The sequence below is a fragment of the Streptococcus sp. SCPM-O-B-15294 (M123) genome (genome assembly GCF_058200455.1).
The window spans coordinates 50,680-67,896 of sequence record NZ_JBYQGU010000005.1; the positions used below are offsets into that span (position 1 = coordinate 50,680).

Sequence of the window (17,217 nt, forward strand, 5' to 3'; positions counted from 1 at the left end):
GAAAATTGAAGCGGCCCTCAAGGGTCGCTTTTCTGTTTGGATTAGGCAAAAAGCCTAGAAAATGGTATAATTGAATAGACTGTAAATTGGTAGAAAGGAAAATCTATGCAACATGTTTTTATTATCGGAAGTCGTGGGCTTCCGGCTCAATATGGCGGTTTTGAGACTTTTGTGGACCAATTGGTTTCGCATCAAGTGTCTTCAGATATCCAGTATCATGTTGCCTGCCTTTCTAATGATCAAGCTTATCAACATTTTGACTACAAGGGTGTCGATTGTTTTACCATTAAAGCCCCCAAGCTTGGGCCTGCGCGTGTCATTGCCTATGATATGGTGGCCATCAACTACGCCTTGAAGCTTATTAAGAAACAAGGAATTGAACAGCCGATTTTTTACGTCTTGGGCAATACAATCGGAGCCTTTGTGGCGCCTTTTGCGCGCAAGATCCATAAGATAGGCGGACGATTTTATATCAATCCAGATGGACTGGAGTGGAAGCGGGCCAAGTGGGCCAAGCCGATCCAAGCCTATCTCAAGTATTCTGAAAAGATCATGACGCGCCACGCTGACTTGGTGATATCTGACAACCCGGGTATTGAGTCTTATATCAAGGAAGCCTATCCTTGGTCCAAGACGACCTATATTGCCTACGGAACGGACTTGTCTCCAACCAGCCTGACCAGTCAGGATAATAAGGTCCGAGAATTCTATCAGAAATGGCAGACACAGGAGAAGAACTATTATTTGATCTTGGGCCGCTTTGTTCCAGAAAATAATTATGAGACTGCCATTCGTGAATTTATGGCCTCTTCCACCAAACGGGATTTGGTGATCATTTGTAACCAGGAAGGCAATCCTTATTTTGAAGAGTTGCGAGCTCGGACTGGATTTGATCAGGATCCACGCGTCAAGTTTGTAGGAACGGTCTATGATCAAGATCTCTTGAAGTATATCCGTAAAGAAGCCTTTGCCTATATCCATGGTCATGAAGTGGGCGGAACCAATCCTGGTCTCCTAGAGGCTCTTGCTCAGACGGATCTCAATTTAGTTTTAGGAGTCTCCTTTAACCAAACGGTCGCTAAGGATTCGGCTCAATATTGGACTAAAGAAACTGGAGATTTGGCGCATTTGATTGACCAGGTCGATCCTTTAGAAGACGTATCTGAATGGGGTCAACGAGCCAAGGCCAATATGAAGCAAAACTTTACCTGGGAAAAAATTGTAGGTGAGTACGAGGAATTATTCTTATCATGAAAGTAAATATCTTGTTGTCCACCTACAATGGTGAACAGTATCTAAAAGAGCAGGTCAAAAGTATCCAAGACCAGACTTATCAAGACTGGCAACTCTTGATCCGAGATGATGGGTCGACAGATGGGACGGTGGAGATCATTCAAGAGTTGGTGGCTCAGGATGAGCGCATTCGCTTTATCAACCAGGGAGCTATCGAAAATCTTGGTGTTATCAAGAGCTTCCATACGCTTCTGAAATATGAAAAAGCGGATCTTTATTGCTTCAGTGACCAAGATGATGTCTGGCTTCCTGAAAAGATTGCTCTTCAAGTAGCAGAAGCCGCCAAGCACCCTCAAGAAGTGCCTTTGCTGGTCTACACAGATTTAAAAGTGGTCGATGAAAACTTGAATGTTCAGCATGAGAGTATGATTCGCACCCAGTCTGATCATGCCAATACAGAACTGATTCAAGAGCTGACAGAAAATACGGTAACTGGCGGAGTGGCCATGATTAACCACGCGCTGGCGGAGTTATGGACAGGTCAAGAAAAACATGCCCTCCTTATGCATGATTGGTACTTGGCTTTGTTGGCAACTGCCTTTGGAAAGCTCATCTATATCGATCAGCCGACAGAATTGTACCGTCAGCACAGTAGCAATGTTCTGGGGGCTCGTACCCTTAGAAAACGGGTCAAAAACTGGGTTCGCCCTCATATTCTTTTTGCTAAGTATTGGAATCTCATTGAGTCCAGTCAAGAACAAGCAAAAAATCTATTGGATCTGCCTGTCAGTTCCCAAACTAAAGAAATCATTGAAAACTTTGTCACCATTATGGATGTTCCACTAAAAGAACGTCTGAGACGGATTCGTCAGTATGGTTACCGGAAGAACCGAGCTTTTCATACGGTTGTGTTTACCAGCTTGATTCTGACAAAGTTTGCATATCGAGGTAAAAAATAATGTTTGACGTTTTTAGTCAGAAAAATCGAATTTTATTACGAGAATTAATCAAAACAGACTTTAAATTACGTTACCAAGGATCAGCAATTGGTTATCTTTGGTCCATTTTGAAGCCCTTGATGACTTTTACGATCATGTATATTGTCTTCATCCGCTTCTTACGCTTAGGTGGAGATGTGCCCCATTTCCCAGTTGCCCTCTTGTTGGCCAATGTAATCTGGGGCTTCTTCTCAGAAGCAACCTCCATGGGGATGGTGTCGATCGTTAGTCGAGGCGACCTGTTGCGCAAGTTGAATTTCTCCAAACACATCATTGTTTTGTCTGCGATTTCAGGAGCAGCCATCAACTTTGTCATTAACCTGGTTGTCGTGTTGATTTTTTCATTCTTCAATGGGGTGACATTCTCTTGGACAGCTTTGATGGTGATTCCGCTATTCTTTGAGTTGTTCTTGATGGCGACAGGGTGTGCCTTGATCTTAGCGACATTTTTTGTTCGTTTCCGCGATCTTGGACAAGTTTGGGAAGTGCTCCTGCAAGCTGGATTGTATGCGACGCCAATTATCTACCCAATTACCTTTATCGCAGACCGCAATCCATGGGCGGCTAAGTTGGTCATGATGAATCCTTTGGCTCAAATTATTCAAGACATGCGTTATTTCTTGATTGATAAGGCCAACACCCCTGTCTGGCTTTTGGTGGAAAATAAGTTCTTGGTTCTGATTCCTTATGTCTTGCCAATTCTTATTTTTGTTGCTGGCTTTGCTTACTTTAACAAACATGCTAAGAAATTTGCGGAGATTCTCTAATGACAGATAAACAAATTGCAGTAAAAGTAGACCATGTCAGCAAGTACTTTAAGTTGCCAACAGAGGCAACTAATAGTCTTCGAACTGCTCTGGTCAATCGCTTCAAAGGAATCAAAGGATACAAAGAACAACATGTTCTTAAGGATATTTCTTTTGAAGTAGAAAAAGGAGATTTTTTCGGGATCCTCGGAAGAAATGGTTCTGGAAAATCAACTCTCTTGAAAATTATTTCTGAAATTTATGTGCCAGAAAAAGGTACCGTCACCATCGATGGGAAACTGGTGTCTTTTATCGAGCTTGGTGTGGGTTTTAACCCAGAACTGACAGGTCGAGAAAATGTCTACATGAACGGGGCCATGCTGGGCTTCTCAACAGCTGAAATTGATGCCATGTATGATGATATCGTAGACTTTGCCGAGTTGCATGAATTCATGAACCAAAAGCTAAAGAACTACTCATCAGGGATGCAGGTTCGTCTAGCTTTTTCGGTTGCGATTAAGGCCCAAGGGGATATCTTGATTTTGGACGAGGTCCTAGCAGTAGGAGACGAAGCCTTCCAGCGCAAGTGTAACGATTACTTCCAAGAACGCAAGAAATCAGGGAAAACCACGATCCTGGTTACCCATGATATGGGAGCCGTCAAGAAATATTGTAACAAGGCTGTTTTGATTGAAAATGGATTGGTGAAAGCCATTGGTGATCCCTTTGATGTTTCTGATCAATATAGTTTTGACAATTTGGAATCGAGTTCCCATCATAATGGAAATGAAGACGAGGGCTTGGTCACAGCGGAAGTTAAAGATTTTACAGCTAGATTGCTTTCTCCTAAGAAAGTAACTCCTGACGATGAGGTGGTTATTGAGTTTTCATTTAATCTATTAGATGATTCTGTGAATCCTCATATAGCCTTTTCATTTGTTGATATTTCTACTGGAAATGGACTGTATAACGATAATTCCATGGATATTCCATTGTCCGGTATCGGTGCTAAAAAAATCACCTATAAATGTAAGTTGCCGTACTTTAATCATGTAAAATTAAGACTGGTAGCATTTTTAAGAGACGAAAATCAAGAAAACTTAGCAATATTGTCAACAACGAACCCTCCAGTCTTTTCAATAGATCGGGTAGTCGATCGAACAAATCGTTCGGAGTTGGATTCTTCGACTGGTTTGTTGATCCGTCAAGGTAAGTGGGAATAATTTCTTTGGTGTAGGCTATGAAAATTTTATTTGTATCTCCTGTTGGAGCCATGTTTAGTGGAGCAGAAGTATCGATTGTGAACCTAATGAAATTGTTGGTTCAGCAAGGTCACGAAGTTTATAACGTGATACCGGATAATTCTCCACACAGTGATAAAGACTACCTCCGTCATATGGATACAGCTGGAATTAAACTATTTCAGTTAAAAACGAATCAGTGGTGGTGGCCTGAGTCTAAGACGCTAGATATTTCGGATTTAGAAATCCAAGCTTCTCAACAAAAGAATATTGAGGAAGTAAGAGAAATCATTCAGAATGAACAGATTGAACTGGTCATTTCGAATACAGTAAATGTGTTTCAGGGAGCTATGGCAGCTGCATGTGAAAAGGTCAGACATTTTTATATTATTCATGAATTTCCTTTTGGCGAGTTTGGCTATTATAAGGACCTAATTCCCTTAATTGATGATTTGTCTGATAAAATTTTTGTAGTTGAAGGTGAATTATACCACACTCTAACGAATTATTTTACCACTGATAAATTGATTCCGTTCATCCCTTATACAGAAGTTCAAGAGCGTCCTCTCAAGAATTCTACCATTTCTCGTTTTGTATCAATCGGTGGGATTAACGAACGGAAAAATCAGCTTGAGTTGCTTGCAGCCTATCATCAATTGAATCGGAAGGAGATCGAACTGGTCTTCATCGGAGCATGGGATGAGCAGTACAAAAAGTTGATGGATGACTATATTCAAACGCATCATCTAGATCGTGTGACGTTTGTTGGTTTTCACTCGGATCCATGGTCCTTGGTGACAGATAAAGATATCCTCGTCTTGCCTGCTACATTAGAAACATTTTCTTTAGTATTTGTGGAATCAGTCTTAAATGGTGTTTCGGCAATCATTTCTGATAATTTAGGTCATTTGTCTTCGAGTAAATTTTTAGAATCTGGGAATTTATATCCACTAGGGGATATAAATCTGCTAAGTCAACAAATGGCTAAAGTGATTGATCATTTTGATACCTATAAAGAAAAACAATTACTGGATCAAGAACTCGCTCGAAAGAAATACAATCTCGAGATCATTTATGATGTCTTTAAAGATTACATCGAAGTAGAAACGCCAATTGGTAACCAAAAGCTATCTTCCAAGTATGCTCGATTTTTGGGGATGAAATTCAATAATCGTGATATCGAAGTGATTGGTAAATCTCAAGTGGTAATTTCAGCTTCACACGATGGACTCCACTCAGCCTACCATGAAATAACAAAAGAGAGAATGGAAAATAAGGGCTCTATTATCTTCCAGCCTGAAAAGGAAAAGAGTCTAAAAATATTACTTTCAGAATTTCCGGGATCCTATAAAAAATTGTCATTGATTGCATTGGAGGATCAAAGAGAAATTCCTCTTGTAACTTCTAACGGAATTGAATTAGATGGAGTTCTCGTATTCTTTAATACTCATCCGCATGTTCTGTTTGATCTTTCAAATAGTTCTGGTAGTCAATTTCAGTTCTCTTATGAAAAAGAAAGTGACGAAGAATTTAGTAGACACCTATTCAACTTACATGAGAATTATAAAAGATTATCTCATGAATACAATTCCGTCATCCATTCTCGCCGTTGGACCATTCCAACAAAGATCTTGAAATTCTTAAGAATAAGGAAATAACATGCAACGTTTACTTTTATATGTCCACTTCAATAAATTTAACTTTATCAGTGGACATGTACTCTACCAATTAGAAAACATTCGCCCCTTGTATTCACGGGTGGTCTTTATCTCCAATAGCCAACTACCAGAAGATGTGAAGGATCATTTGACCTCTCAACAGTTGGTGGATGATATTGTTGAGCGCCAAAATAGTGGCTTTGACTTTGCGGCTTGGCGGGATGGAATGAAAACAGTCGGCTTTGACCAACTGGCTCACTTTGATTCGGTTACCCTCATGAATGATACCTGCTTTGGACCGCTTTGGGATCTAGAACCCATTTATCAGCAGTTTGAACATGATAATGAAGTGGATTTCTGGGGAATGACCAATTACCGGAAAGACAAGAATTTTAACGAGCATATTCAGAGTTATTATCTCAGTTTTAAGAAACAGGTGTTGACATCAAGTGCCTTCCATGAATTTTGGCAGGGTGTTCAGGACTTCACTAATGTTCAAGATGTGATTGATAACTACGAAACCAAGGTCACAACGAATTTCTTGGATGCTGGTTTTCGCTATAAGACGGTCTTTGATACCATTCATGAAGACACAACTGGGATGCTCTATCCGGACTTTTCTTACTACAATCCTACAGCGATTCTTCGTCATAAGGTTCCTTTCATCAAAGTCAAAACCATTGCAAACAATGAAGGAATCATGCCTTATATTTTTGATGAATTGGAGCGTGTATCGAACTATCCATTGGATTTGATTCTTAACCACATGTCTATGATTGACCGTCCGGACTATCCTTATCTCTTGTCTCGTAAGTACTTGAAAAACCAGGAATTAGCTGGAGAGTTCGGTAAAAAAGTTGCGGTTCATCTTCATGTCTTTTATGTGGACCTCTTGGAAGAATTTCTAGATGCTTTCCAAGCTTTTCATTTCGCTTATGACTTATGGATCACGACGGATGTAGAAGAGAAGAAGCAGGCTATTGAGAAAATTCTTTCTAATCGGGCACAAGATGCGACGGTTGTGGTGACTGGAAATATTGGACGAGATGTGTTACCAATGCTGCTCTTAAAAGAGCAACTTTCTCAATATGATTATGTTGGCCATTTCCATACTAAGAAATCTAAAGAAGCAGATTTCTGGGCAGGTGAATCTTGGCGCAAAGAATTGATCGAGATGTTGGTCAAACCGGCTGATCAAATCCTAGCCAATATGGAAGCCAATCCAAAAGTCGGAATCACTATCGCAGATATTCCAACTTTCTTCCGTTACAATCGAATAGTGGTTGCCTGGAATGAAGCCCTGATTTCACCAGAGATGAACAAACTCTGGGAACGGATGGGAGCGACTAAGACGATTGACTTCAAAAATCTCAATACCTTTGTCATGAGTTATGGGACCTTTGTTTGGTTTAAATACGATGCTTTGAAACCACTCTTTGATTTGAATTTGACAGCAGCAGATGTTCCAGCTGAACCTTTACCTCAAAATTCGATATTGCATGCGATCGAGCGCTTGTTGGTCTATATTGCTTGGGATCAAAAATATGACTTTAGGATCTCTCAAAATCCTCATGTTCTGACACCATTTATCGATAATAAGCAATTGAACAATCGTGAGGATCTCCAGCCGCATACCTTTGTGGACTTTAATCAAATAGGAGGGATTAAAGGTGCCTTGAAGTATATCGTTATCGGTCCAGCAAGAGCTGTGAAATATATTATATTGAGATTACTCAAGAGAAAGTAGAGGAAATTCTAGTGAGTTTATTTGACAAAGAAAAGTTAAGAAATATTGTTATTGCAATTGTTATCATTTTATTTTCGAGGATATTTTTGACCAGTTTATTTGAATTTACATTAAATAAGAATGTGCTTATTTTAATTGTGGCTTCAATTGTTTACTTGTTACTGTTTAACTCCAAAGACTCTGATAAATTACCACGAAATGCGTTTCTGTTAATAGTTATATTTGGTAGTTTTATTTCTGTTGTTAAGCCAGTTCAATATGGATTGGATGAAGAATCGCACCTACCAAACGTCATTAGTATAACAGATAGTCCGATATTTAAATATTCGGATGAAAAGCTAGAAGACTATGATTCTGTATTTGGTTACGATGCTTTAAGAAACCCCGGAAAAAAATCCTCACAGTACTGGTATAGTGTAGAACATAAAGATAGTAAGATTAGAGGAACAAGAGTTGGATTTGACAATCCTGCCTTTCTCCCAAATGCTATTGGATGGTCCATCGGTAGACTAATCTCGAAAAAAGTATATGTTTCTTATTATTTAGGTAGAATTTTTGAAGTTATAGCCTTTGCAATTTTAGCTTATCTTGCATTAAAAATCAGTAAGGTATTCAGAGAAGCTATTTATCTATTTTCTACCTTCCCAGCTGTTTTATATATTATCGCTGGTTACCATTATGATTACTTGTATTTTGGAGCTAGTTTAATTGCGTTAGCATTATTAACAAATGTACTCTCTGAGAAAAATAAAGTTGATAAAAAATATGCAATTGCTTTTCAATGTACGACATTATTATTTGCATTTTCGAAATTTCCTTTTATATTAACCGGAAGTTTGTTGTCTGTTTTACCAAATAGATATTATAAAGATAAAAAAATAAGGTCATTTTCTTCCTTACTATTTCTTTTAAATCTATTTATATCATTTATTTATGTTGGTATTATTAAATTATTCCCTTCTGGAAGTTCAATTTCAGGGGAAGGTCCAGGTCTATTTTATTTCTTAACGCATCCACTGCCATTGTTACGAACTTTATTCTTAGCACCGCATGGAATTATTAATGATTTTATTTCAGATCCATTAAAGTATGTTTCTGAAAAATCAGCATTTTTAATCGCAGCTTCAATTTTCACTTTCTTTTTCATTCTATTCATTATTATTCTTAGAAATAAGATTGAACTGCCTAAATTCTTTAAATACTACAGTTTGCTTTTACTTTTAGGTACAGCAACCCTAATTATTGTTGCGATTTCTGGAGATCCTCGTGTATATCACACAGGTGATATTGTTGTTGGTGGGGTTCAAGGTCGTTACTATTATTATATTTTAATGTTTCTACCACTTTACTTCGGCACATGGTTCCACAAAAAAGTGGGCATAGTGGATATTGCTCAAAGTGAGGATTCAAATTTTGTTATATCGTTACAATATGCACTCATTTTCTTGAACATTTTAACGATTAGTATTGGGATTTATACTCAAATTCAGGGTTGATGATTATAATTTAAACATCATAGTTATGGGGAGAAAAATGAAGAGAAAAAAGAAGTTTAATTTAAAAGAGTTTCTTATAAGAAACTATCAAAAATTAACGAGAACTCAACTGTATTCTTTTGCTCTCCTCGTGTTTTTTCTTGTCATTAATACGTATTTAGTTCAGCATGTGATTGCTGAAAAACTAGGAGCAACTGATTCCGTTATAGCATTGATTAATCACTGTGGGATCTATTTTGGGCTTGCTACAGTCATTTTGGTTGTCTTAATTTCTCAATATGATTTAAAGCGAATTTTTGCTTTAAAGATTCTTGTATCCTATAGTGTCTATTTAATTCTTTCTTATTCAGTTGAAGTTGCCCTTCATATTAATGTACCGAAATATAATGTATTCGATTTTGCCAAGAATGGTTTTTGGCAGACCAACTCAATTGTTTTTGTATCGGTATTAGTTGCTAGTTCACTCTTATTTTCAACTATTAGACAGTGGTTTGATAACAAGGCTGTTAAAAGAAAAACGAGACCAATTGGAAAACTATTTGAATACTTATTGCATTCTAGTATTTTAACAACTTTTGTTTTAACAGATTCTAAAATTCCTTCAACTCTCTATCGTACGACCTGGTATTTGATTGATGGCATTGGAAAAACCGGAGGAGGCAAGTATTCCCTGTCGCAATTCTGGTTTGTCGAGTTTAGAATGATTGGTTTCTCTATTCTTTTAACTCTTATCGGATTGTTTTTTGTCAAAGGTCAAATAGACTTAGTAAAAAATAGATCGAGTTTTTCACTGGCTGTAATGACTAGTATTAGTCTAGCTATTCTATCTAACACTGGTGTGCAACTTGGACTTGGAGCAGGAGACTTGCTTGTTGGTTATTCGATTTTTCCAGGTGGAGTCGTATTTCCTATCCTCTGTCTCGTGTTTTTATACATATCGCTATATGTATTAATTAATAGATATTGGTTTACAACGATTTTAATTGTCTTTAGTAGTGTTTCTTTTGTTGTTGCCAACGCTGTTAAATTTAGTATGAGGGGAGAGCCTATTTTACCGAGTGATTTGGTCTGGTTATCTCAACCGTCCGTTTTATTTAGCTTTGTTGATATCTCCTTTATGTTCATCGTCATAGCTGTTGCTGTAGGTCTATCGGTTACCTATATTCTCGGTAGGCGATATATTTATACATGTAAAATTATACGGTCAACGATAATTCGCTATCTTACACTTTTGGCTCTTGTACTATTTGGTTATAAAGTATATTCTATCTTTGACCAAAAAGAAAATGGCGTGATTTCGGAGAAAGTACCAGTTATCACATTATTGAATAATTTTGAGGATACAAAATGGCTGGGGAATTCGATTAATGCCAGGTATCGATCGTTAGCTTATGTGTGGTTCAATCAATTGACAACAGAGGTTATGATAAAACCTGAGGGATACAGTAAAGAAAAAATGCTGGAAATTGAAAAGAAGTACTCCATGCAAGCTTCTGAAATCAACCAAACAAGAAATGAATTTGTCGATCAACAGACTATCATTTATGTTCTGAGTGAGAGTTTCTCGGACCCGAGCAGGATCGAAGGAGTTACGATTTCAAGAAATCCTATTCCTAACATTCAGGACATAAAGTCGAAAGTGACAAGTGGTTTGATGAAATCAGATGGCTATGGTGGTGGTACGGCCAATATGGAATTTCAAACCTTGACAGGCTTACCATTTTATAATATCAGCCCTACCGTCTCTGTTCTCTACTCAGATGTTGCTCCGAAAATGCAACCGTTAATTTCGATAAGTGATTCTTTTGAACCTAAAAATAAGGAAATCATCCATTTTGAATCAAAAATTAACTATTCAAGAGATGTTATCTATAATAGACTTGATTTTGATAAGTTTGTAAGTATTGATGACAAAAAGGAATATAATGTAGGATACCAGGAAATTCATGTAAGTGACCAATCAACCTATAATGCAGTCCTAAGAGATTTAAATCCTAAGCAGAGTCAGTTTTTCTCAGTCATTACGATGCAGAATCACGCCCCATTTGTTGCAGGGGAACCATCAGATGTAACAGCTTCCGGCAAAGGTTTCTCAGAGGATGTCAATACTCGTTTGACAAATTATTCAAGGTTATTAACGTTCACTGACAAAGCCACCCAAGACTTCCTAGAAAAGCTATCCAAAATCGACAAAAAGATTACGGTTGTTTTCTATGGGGATCATTTGCCTGGTTTGTATCCGGAGTCTGCTTTTAAGAATAATCCTGAAGGGCAGTACCAAACGGATTACTTTATTTGGAGTAACTTTGAGACTCCTAAATTAGACTACCCTTTAGTCAATTCAAGTGATTTCTCTGCTATGGTCTTTGAACAGACCAACTCTAAGGTCTCTCCTTACTATGCTCTCTTGACGGAAGTTTTGAAGAAAGCAAGTGTTGACAAAAAAGCTTTAGAAGGTGAAGCAAAAGAGATTGCTGAAGATTTGAAGATGGTAGAATATGATTTAATCAGTGGCAAAGGCTATCTATCCAAAGATTTCTTCAAGGTACCATCGGCGAAAAATTAATGGAAAGAGACCAGCTTTCATCAATCTGTCATTCAGTGATTTGATTGCTAAAATTATTAAAAATAGAACAGGCTTTCCTGTTCTATTTTTGTTGATTTTATGCTAAACTAGTAGGAGGGGGTTCCGCATATGATTAAGATTTTTGGGAAAATCCGATACCATTGGCAGCCTGATTTATCCATGCTGATTACCTATTGGTCTTTATCGGTTATACCCGTCTTTATTGGACTAGCTCTGATGTATGAGAGTTCCAGTATCCCGACGGTGGTACTCTTTTCATTCTTTCTCTTTATGGCCTTGCTGGCTGTAGGAGTTCATCGCTATTTTACGATCTACGATGATGGGATTCTACGGATTATCACGGCGAATCCATTAACTCCTATAAAAGTTCCGATTTCATCGATTGAAAAAGTGGAAGTCACAAAGAATTCTATCAAGTTGATTTTCAACGATGGATCAAGAAGCCGGACCTTCTGTATGCGTAAGTGGCCCAAAAAATACTTTATCAATGCCTTAGCCTTGAATAATCATTTCAAGGGTGAGATTGAGTTGACAGATAACTTTATTCATGTGGACTATTATCAACTCTACTATGCAGATAATGAAAAAAGCTCTTAATCTTTGATAAGAGCTCGGGTTGGACAATTTTTGACCGCTTCTTGGATAGAAGCATCGGTAGGAAATTCTTTTTCCAATCGTTCATCATCAGAAGCGAACTTAACGATGCCATTATCGTGATAGTCAAAAATGTCCGAATATGTTTGGCAAAGGCCACATGCGATACAACGTTCAGGTATTAAGGTTATTTTCATATCTATATTGTAATGATTTTAACAGGAAAACACAAGGAGGAAGTTATGCCGAAAGAGCCATGGGAAGAAGAAATTTATGATGACGGAGAAGAAACATTGAAACGAACAAACAAATTAAATGGGATGAAAGCTGATCGCTTGTTGACCATCTTGGCGATTATTTTCTTTATTATTATTGTAGCGATGGTCTGCTTTTTAGTTTACCTATCTACAGGTGGAAGTGATCAGAAGAAACAAATGAGCGGTTTCTATAATGGAGAAACAACAGTCGTAGCAGCAAGCAGTGCTCCAGCTGCAGAACAGACAGAGGAAGCAAGTGCAGAAGAATCTGAAGAAGGTACGATTACTGTTCTAGCTGGTGAAGGAGAAGCAGCAATTGCAGCGCGTGCTGGCATTTCGATCGCCGAATTAGAGCAACTGAATCCATCTCACATGTCTACTGGATCATGGTATGCCAATCCAGGAGATGTCGTCAAGATTAAATAAAGGATAAGCTATGAAACAGATTCAAATCGCGATTGATGGCCCTGCATCTAGCGGGAAGTCAACTGTTGCTAAGATTATTGCTAAAAATTTAGGCTACACTTATCTCGATACGGGTGCCATGTATCGCGCAGCGACCTATCTGGCTCTCCGTCATGATCTGACTGAAGCAGATGTTGACCAGTTGGTTGATTTGCTGAACCAATATCCTGTGAGTTTTGGACGCTCTGAAGACGGCCAGCAATTAGTCTTCGTAGCTGATGTCGATGTGACTCACCCAATTCGTGACAATGAAGTGACCAACAATGTCTCTTGGGTATCTTCCTTGGCTCCTGTGCGTGAGCGCTTGGTAGCCCAGCAACAACAGATTGCTGCTCAAGGTGGGATCGTCATGGACGGTCGTGATATCGGGACGGTTGTCTTACCAAATGCAGAATTGAAGATTTTCCTAGTGGCTTCTGTAGAAGAACGTGCAGAGCGTCGCTATAAGGAAAATTTGAGCAAGGGCATTGAAACAGATTTAGAAGTATTGAAAAAAGAAATTGCTGAGCGGGACTACAAAGACAGTCACCGAGAAGTTTCGCCATTGAAACCAGCAGACGATGCTATTCATTTTGATACGACTGGTGTCGGGATTGATCAAGTGGTTGCATTTATTGAAGAAAAAGCAAAAAAAATCCTTGACAATCCATCATAAACTTGATATCATATAAAAGTTGAGAAAAGCAGAAGTGAGAACTTCTCGCCTTGCGACTAACGTTGTCTGGCCCCTACGGATCAAGTTTCAGAAATGAAATATAATCATGTAGTGCGGGTTTGCGTTAGCAAGTCCGCTCTTGTTTTTCTCTAAAATAAAAAAAGAGGTGAAAACCATAGCAAAGCAAGACTTATTCATCAATGATGAAATTCGTGTACGTGAAGTTCGCTTAATCGGTCTTGAGGGCGAACAATTGGGTATCAAACCACTTGGTGAAGCGCAAGCACTTGCGGACGACGCTAATGTGGACTTGGTTCTCATTCAACCTCAAGCTAAACCTCCTGTTGCGAAAATTATGGACTACGGTAAGTTCAAATTTGAGTACCAGAAGAAACAAAAAGAACAACGCAAAAAACAAAGCGTTGTGACCGTGAAAGAAGTTCGTTTGAGCCCAGTTATCGACAAGGGTGATTTCGATACAAAACTTCGCAATGCTCGCAAGTTCCTTGAAAAAGGGAACAAAGTGAAGGTTTCCATTCGCTTTAAGGGTCGTATGATCACCCATAAAGAGATTGGGGCAAAAGTTTTAGCCGATTTCGCTGAAGCAACTCAAGATATTGCTATCATCGAACAACGTGCTAAAATGGATGGTCGTCAAATGTTCATGCAGTTGGCACCAGCAACTGACAAGAAATAATCTGTCAGAAAGTTAAAAAAAGGAGAAAATATCATGCCAAAACAAAAAACACACCGCGCATCAGCTAAACGTTTCAAACGTACAGGTTCTGGTGGACTTAAACGTTTCCGTGCTTACACTTCTCACCGTTTCCACGGAAAAACTAAGAAACAACGTCGTCATCTTCGTAAAGCATCTATGGTGCATGCAGGAGATTTCAAACGTATCAAAGCAATGCTTACTCGCTTGAAATAATCGCGTATTTGTAAGTAAAGAATTCTAGGAAATATTGGAGGAAATATAAATGGCACGTGTTAAAGGTGGCGTTGTATCACGCAAACGTCGTAAACGTATTCTTAAATTAGCTAAAGGTTACTATGGAGCTAAACACATCTTGTTCCGTACTGCAAAAGAACAAGTAATGAACTCTTACTACTATGCATACCGTGACCGTCGTCAAAAGAAACGTGACTTCCGCAAATTGTGGATCACACGTATCAATGCGGCAGCTCGTATGAACGGACTTTCATACTCACAATTGATGCATGGTTTGAAATTGGCTGAGATCGAAGTTAACCGTAAAATGCTTGCTGACTTGGCTGTTAACGATGCAGCAGCTTTCACAGCTCTTGCAGATGCAGCTAAAGCAAAACTTGGTAAATAATTAATAAAGAGATCCGCATGGATCTCTTTTTCTTTGAGTGAAGGAATCGGCTGTGACAAAGACTTCTTTTTTTTCAGTTGATTTCGTGCTATAATGAAAAAAATTTAGAATGTTCATGAAGGAGGACAAGACTGTGGGACATAAACGATTAGCCTGGGATGAGTATTTTGCAGCACAGGCTTTGTTAATATCAAATCGAGCTACCTGTAAGCGGGCCAAGGTGGGTGCTGTTTTGGTTAAGGATCATAAGGTGGTTGCGACGGGATACAATGGCTCTGTCTCTGGTACGGAGCATTGCTTGGATCATGACTGTCTCATGGTAGAAGGACATTGTGTCCGTACCCTCCATGCAGAGGTGAATGCCATTTTACAGGGAGCGGAACGGGGGATTCCCAAAGGTTTTACTGCCTATGTGACTCATTTCCCTTGCCTCAACTGTACCAAGCAGCTGCTTCAAGTTGGCTGCAAGCGGGTGGTTTATATCCATCAATACCGTATCGATGAGTATGCTCAATATCTCTACCGTGAAAAAGAAGTAGAGCTAGTCCATCTTCCATTGGAGGTGGTCAAAGAAGCTATTGCAGAGGCAGACTTTATTTAAGAATGGATTGCTGTCTCACTACCTACAATTAAAAAGAAAGCTCGTTTTTGAGTTCACGCTTCATTGATTCGTCTAGAGGAAGGAGATTGTGATGAACCGTAAAATTTGCTACCTCATTCTCTTACTAGTCCAGGTTCTTGGGGCTCTTTTTCAAGTATTTATGCTCTTATCCGGAGAGACTGGAAATGGAGAGAATCCACCTATTATCTGGTTGTCAATCATTCAGATTCTTTTATGGCTGGCTATTCAAGTATTTCTCACAGTAAAGATCTGGAAAGGACAGGAGAAGCAGGAAGGGTTTCTTCTCTATGCTCTCTTCCTAGTCCTCAGCATCTTTTGGCCACAAGAGGTTCCCATTGCTTTGTTTGGTACGGAGGTTGTGATGAGACTTTCTCAACTTCCAACCTTAGCGATTGTCCTGATCATAATCAATAAGGTGGAGTGGCCTCGTCTTCGTTCTTTGGTTAGTCAGGAAGGAACCTGGTATCCAATCGTTCCGTTGGTTTCTTTGGGGATCAGTATCTTACAATTGGTAGATCGGATTCCTGTTGTTTTACGCTTGTGGAATATATTGGATCATTCAAAATCTGACTTTTACTGGAGATTATTTGAAGGAGTGGACCAAGAAGTCCTGCTTGTCATCTTGTTGTCCAGTTTCTTCGTCATTAAGAGTCAGAAGGTCCTATTTGTGCTCAGTTGCCTTTATGCTTGTTACTATCTCCCTTCTGTCACGCTAGACCTGCTCGTTTTAAAAACGACTTCACCCATTCCTTTTTACCATTCTGTCATTTCCCTTTATCTGGTATATAGACAGAAGGAAAGTTTGCAGAAGCTCATTGGGACGCGGTCAAGCGCCCTTGCTGACCAAGAAGGTACTGCACGTGGAGATGAAGAAGAGACAGCTGAGCGGGTAAAAAGTCAAAGAAGCTCAGATGAAGGGAGCTCCGGAAATAAGGAATCTTCATCCTTATTATCCGATTTGCTTTCTTACCCAAAACGATACGGCTATCCGAATGTATTCGTCTTGATGAAAGAAAAATTAGTTATCGCTCCTCTTGTTATGTTATTTGGGAACGAATCGAGCGACAGGGGAGAAGGAGTCGTAACAAAGGACTTAGAGGCTGGGCAAGAAAGGCTTGCAGTGGATGTGATGGTTGAGCAAGATAACAATAGCAAGCAGTCACTTGAGACATCTAGAGAGCCCCTTAACAGGAACTTAAGCAAGGAAGAAAATGCATCGTCTCCTTATTCCTATCTCTTTGCTCTTCCAAAATGGCTCGGTCTTACTTATTATGGCTTGGGCTTCGTCGGACTCATCTTGACCGGCCCTTTTGCCTTCATGATTTTTTATGCAACGAGTATCCATTTGATCCTATTCACCATCGGCTTTGTCTCAACCCAGTTCGCTTTGGCGATAGATTCTCGAATCTTTTGGGCATCAGCATGTATTTTCTACGGTCTATCAGCTGTTTATGGCTTGCTGTGGCCACTACAGGTCCTCTCTGTCTGTTTAGCCATCGATGTCTTGCTAGCTACTTTCTTTTGGGTGAAACGACCAAAGGATACTAAGAAAAACAGTTTTTGACAAGAAAAAAGGCT

Annotated in this window: 17 protein-coding genes and 1 other annotated feature; of the genes, 16 read left to right on the top strand and 1 reads right to left on the bottom strand. The window is 39.1% G+C overall.

Going from position 1 to position 17,217, the window contains the following annotated elements; translation table 11 throughout:
- Positions 1–105: 105 nt before the first annotated feature.
- The 9 genes from cps2T (at position 106) to AC3E8G_RS04815 (ending at position 12,303) form a co-directional block, all read left to right on the top strand.
- The gene (gene cps2T / locus AC3E8G_RS04775; RefSeq protein ID WP_490677148.1) at positions 106–1,254 is read left to right on the top strand and encodes a beta 1-4 rhamnosyltransferase Cps2T; all 1,149 of its coding nucleotides are present in this window, start codon (positions 106–108) and stop codon (positions 1,252–1,254) included.
- On the top strand, positions 1,251–2,192 hold the full coding sequence (locus AC3E8G_RS04780; RefSeq protein ID WP_414285824.1) for a glycosyltransferase family 2 protein: 942 nt from the start codon (positions 1,251–1,253) through the stop codon (positions 2,190–2,192). The genes cps2T and AC3E8G_RS04780 overlap by 4 nt, the downstream gene beginning before the upstream one ends.
- Positions 2,192–2,998, top strand: a complete 807-nt coding sequence (locus AC3E8G_RS04785; RefSeq protein WP_003003247.1) for an ABC transporter permease — start codon at positions 2,192–2,194, stop codon at positions 2,996–2,998. Before AC3E8G_RS04780 ends, AC3E8G_RS04785 begins: the two co-directional genes overlap by 1 nt.
- Positions 2,998–4,200 carry an ABC transporter ATP-binding protein gene (locus tag AC3E8G_RS04790; protein ID WP_414285825.1) on the top strand — a complete coding sequence of 401 codons (1,203 nt, stop codon included), beginning with the start codon at positions 2,998–3,000 and terminating at the stop codon, positions 4,198–4,200. The genes AC3E8G_RS04785 and AC3E8G_RS04790 overlap by 1 nt, the downstream gene beginning before the upstream one ends.
- A 17-nt stretch (positions 4,201–4,217) precedes the next feature.
- Positions 4,218–5,876, top strand: a complete 1,659-nt coding sequence (locus AC3E8G_RS04795; RefSeq protein WP_414285826.1) for a glycosyltransferase family 4 protein — start codon at positions 4,218–4,220, stop codon at positions 5,874–5,876.
- A gap of 1 nt (position 5,877) precedes the next feature.
- Entirely contained in the window at positions 5,878–7,623 is a 1,746-nt protein-coding gene (locus AC3E8G_RS04800; RefSeq protein WP_233331367.1) for a rhamnan synthesis F family protein, read from the top strand.
- Positions 7,624–7,634: 11 nt separating this feature from the next.
- The gene (locus AC3E8G_RS04805) at positions 7,635–9,119 is read left to right on the top strand and encodes a DUF2142 domain-containing protein (RefSeq protein WP_414285828.1); all 1,485 of its coding nucleotides are present in this window, start codon (positions 7,635–7,637) and stop codon (positions 9,117–9,119) included.
- A 37-nt stretch (positions 9,120–9,156) separates the two neighbouring features.
- On the top strand, positions 9,157–11,685 hold the full coding sequence (locus tag AC3E8G_RS04810) for an LTA synthase family protein (RefSeq protein WP_485770414.1): 2,529 nt from the start codon (positions 9,157–9,159) through the stop codon (positions 11,683–11,685).
- 129 nt (positions 11,686–11,814) lie between these two features.
- Positions 11,815–12,303, top strand: a complete 489-nt coding sequence (locus AC3E8G_RS04815) for an EbsA family protein (protein WP_233331370.1) — start codon at positions 11,815–11,817, stop codon at positions 12,301–12,303.
- Here the strand turns inward: AC3E8G_RS04815 and AC3E8G_RS04820 are convergent.
- Positions 12,300–12,497, bottom strand: coding sequence for a ferredoxin (locus AC3E8G_RS04820; RefSeq protein WP_334228028.1), 198 nt, complete (start codon positions 12,495–12,497; stop codon positions 12,300–12,302). The two genes, AC3E8G_RS04815 and AC3E8G_RS04820, sit on opposite strands and share 4 nt — an antisense overlap.
- 45 nt (positions 12,498–12,542) lie before the next feature.
- On the opposite strand from AC3E8G_RS04820, the gene AC3E8G_RS04825 reads away from it, so the two are divergent.
- The 7 genes from AC3E8G_RS04825 (at position 12,543) to AC3E8G_RS04855 (ending at position 17,203) form a co-directional block, all read left to right on the top strand.
- Complete coding sequence (locus AC3E8G_RS04825) at positions 12,543–12,983, top strand: SAG1386/EF1546 family surface-associated protein (RefSeq protein ID WP_233331371.1); 441 nt, start codon at positions 12,543–12,545, stop codon at positions 12,981–12,983.
- A 10-nt stretch (positions 12,984–12,993) separates the two neighbouring features.
- Positions 12,994–13,677, top strand: a complete 684-nt coding sequence (gene cmk / locus AC3E8G_RS04830) for a (d)CMP kinase (protein ID WP_414285830.1) — start codon at positions 12,994–12,996, stop codon at positions 13,675–13,677.
- Between the two features lie 20 nt (positions 13,678–13,697).
- Positions 13,698–13,828 (top strand) — a sequence feature (ribosomal protein L20 leader region).
- A gap of 15 nt (positions 13,829–13,843) precedes the next feature.
- Positions 13,844–14,374 (top strand): translation initiation factor IF-3, encoded by a 531-nt coding sequence (infC, locus tag AC3E8G_RS04835; RefSeq protein ID WP_006597373.1) that lies wholly within the window; start codon positions 13,844–13,846, stop codon positions 14,372–14,374.
- A 33-nt stretch (positions 14,375–14,407) separates the two neighbouring features.
- The gene (rpmI, locus tag AC3E8G_RS04840; protein WP_003003453.1) at positions 14,408–14,608 is read left to right on the top strand and encodes a 50S ribosomal protein L35; all 201 of its coding nucleotides are present in this window, start codon (positions 14,408–14,410) and stop codon (positions 14,606–14,608) included.
- A gap of 49 nt (positions 14,609–14,657) precedes the next feature.
- The gene (gene rplT / locus AC3E8G_RS04845) at positions 14,658–15,017 is read left to right on the top strand and encodes a 50S ribosomal protein L20 (RefSeq protein WP_000124834.1); all 360 of its coding nucleotides are present in this window, start codon (positions 14,658–14,660) and stop codon (positions 15,015–15,017) included.
- Between the two features lie 133 nt (positions 15,018–15,150).
- The gene (locus AC3E8G_RS04850) at positions 15,151–15,618 is read left to right on the top strand and encodes a deoxycytidylate deaminase (protein WP_006597396.1); all 468 of its coding nucleotides are present in this window, start codon (positions 15,151–15,153) and stop codon (positions 15,616–15,618) included.
- A 91-nt stretch (positions 15,619–15,709) separates the two neighbouring features.
- The gene (locus AC3E8G_RS04855) at positions 15,710–17,203 is read left to right on the top strand and encodes a hypothetical protein (RefSeq protein ID WP_414285831.1); all 1,494 of its coding nucleotides are present in this window, start codon (positions 15,710–15,712) and stop codon (positions 17,201–17,203) included.
- The last annotated feature ends 14 nt before the right edge of the window (positions 17,204–17,217 follow it).

What these genes read in the sequence shown, in the direction of transcription:
- AC3E8G_RS04855 (WP_414285831.1), top strand. Translation starts at nt 15,710, where the DNA reads ATGAACCGTAAAATTTGCTACCTCATTCTCTTACTAGTCCAGGTTCTT.
- AC3E8G_RS04825 (WP_233331371.1), top strand. Translation starts at nt 12,543, where the DNA reads ATGCCGAAAGAGCCATGGGAAGAAGAAATTTATGATGACGGAGAAGAA.
- AC3E8G_RS04820 (WP_334228028.1), bottom strand. Translation starts at nt 12,497, where the DNA reads ATGAAAATAACCTTAATACCTGAACGTTGTATCGCATGTGGCCTTTGC.
- cps2T (WP_490677148.1), top strand. Translation starts at nt 106, where the DNA reads ATGCAACATGTTTTTATTATCGGAAGTCGTGGGCTTCCGGCTCAATAT.
- AC3E8G_RS04790 (WP_414285825.1), top strand. Translation starts at nt 2,998, where the DNA reads ATGACAGATAAACAAATTGCAGTAAAAGTAGACCATGTCAGCAAGTAC.
- AC3E8G_RS04780 (WP_414285824.1), top strand. Translation starts at nt 1,251, where the DNA reads ATGAAAGTAAATATCTTGTTGTCCACCTACAATGGTGAACAGTATCTA.
- AC3E8G_RS04815 (WP_233331370.1), top strand. Translation starts at nt 11,815, where the DNA reads ATGATTAAGATTTTTGGGAAAATCCGATACCATTGGCAGCCTGATTTA.
- AC3E8G_RS04810 (WP_485770414.1), top strand. Translation starts at nt 9,157, where the DNA reads ATGAAGAGAAAAAAGAAGTTTAATTTAAAAGAGTTTCTTATAAGAAAC.
- AC3E8G_RS04795 (WP_414285826.1), top strand. Translation starts at nt 4,218, where the DNA reads ATGAAAATTTTATTTGTATCTCCTGTTGGAGCCATGTTTAGTGGAGCA.
- AC3E8G_RS04800 (WP_233331367.1), top strand. Translation starts at nt 5,878, where the DNA reads ATGCAACGTTTACTTTTATATGTCCACTTCAATAAATTTAACTTTATC.
- rpmI (WP_003003453.1), top strand. Translation starts at nt 14,408, where the DNA reads ATGCCAAAACAAAAAACACACCGCGCATCAGCTAAACGTTTCAAACGT.
- rplT (WP_000124834.1), top strand. Translation starts at nt 14,658, where the DNA reads ATGGCACGTGTTAAAGGTGGCGTTGTATCACGCAAACGTCGTAAACGT.
- AC3E8G_RS04785 (WP_003003247.1), top strand. Translation starts at nt 2,192, where the DNA reads ATGTTTGACGTTTTTAGTCAGAAAAATCGAATTTTATTACGAGAATTA.
- cmk (WP_414285830.1), top strand. Translation starts at nt 12,994, where the DNA reads ATGAAACAGATTCAAATCGCGATTGATGGCCCTGCATCTAGCGGGAAG.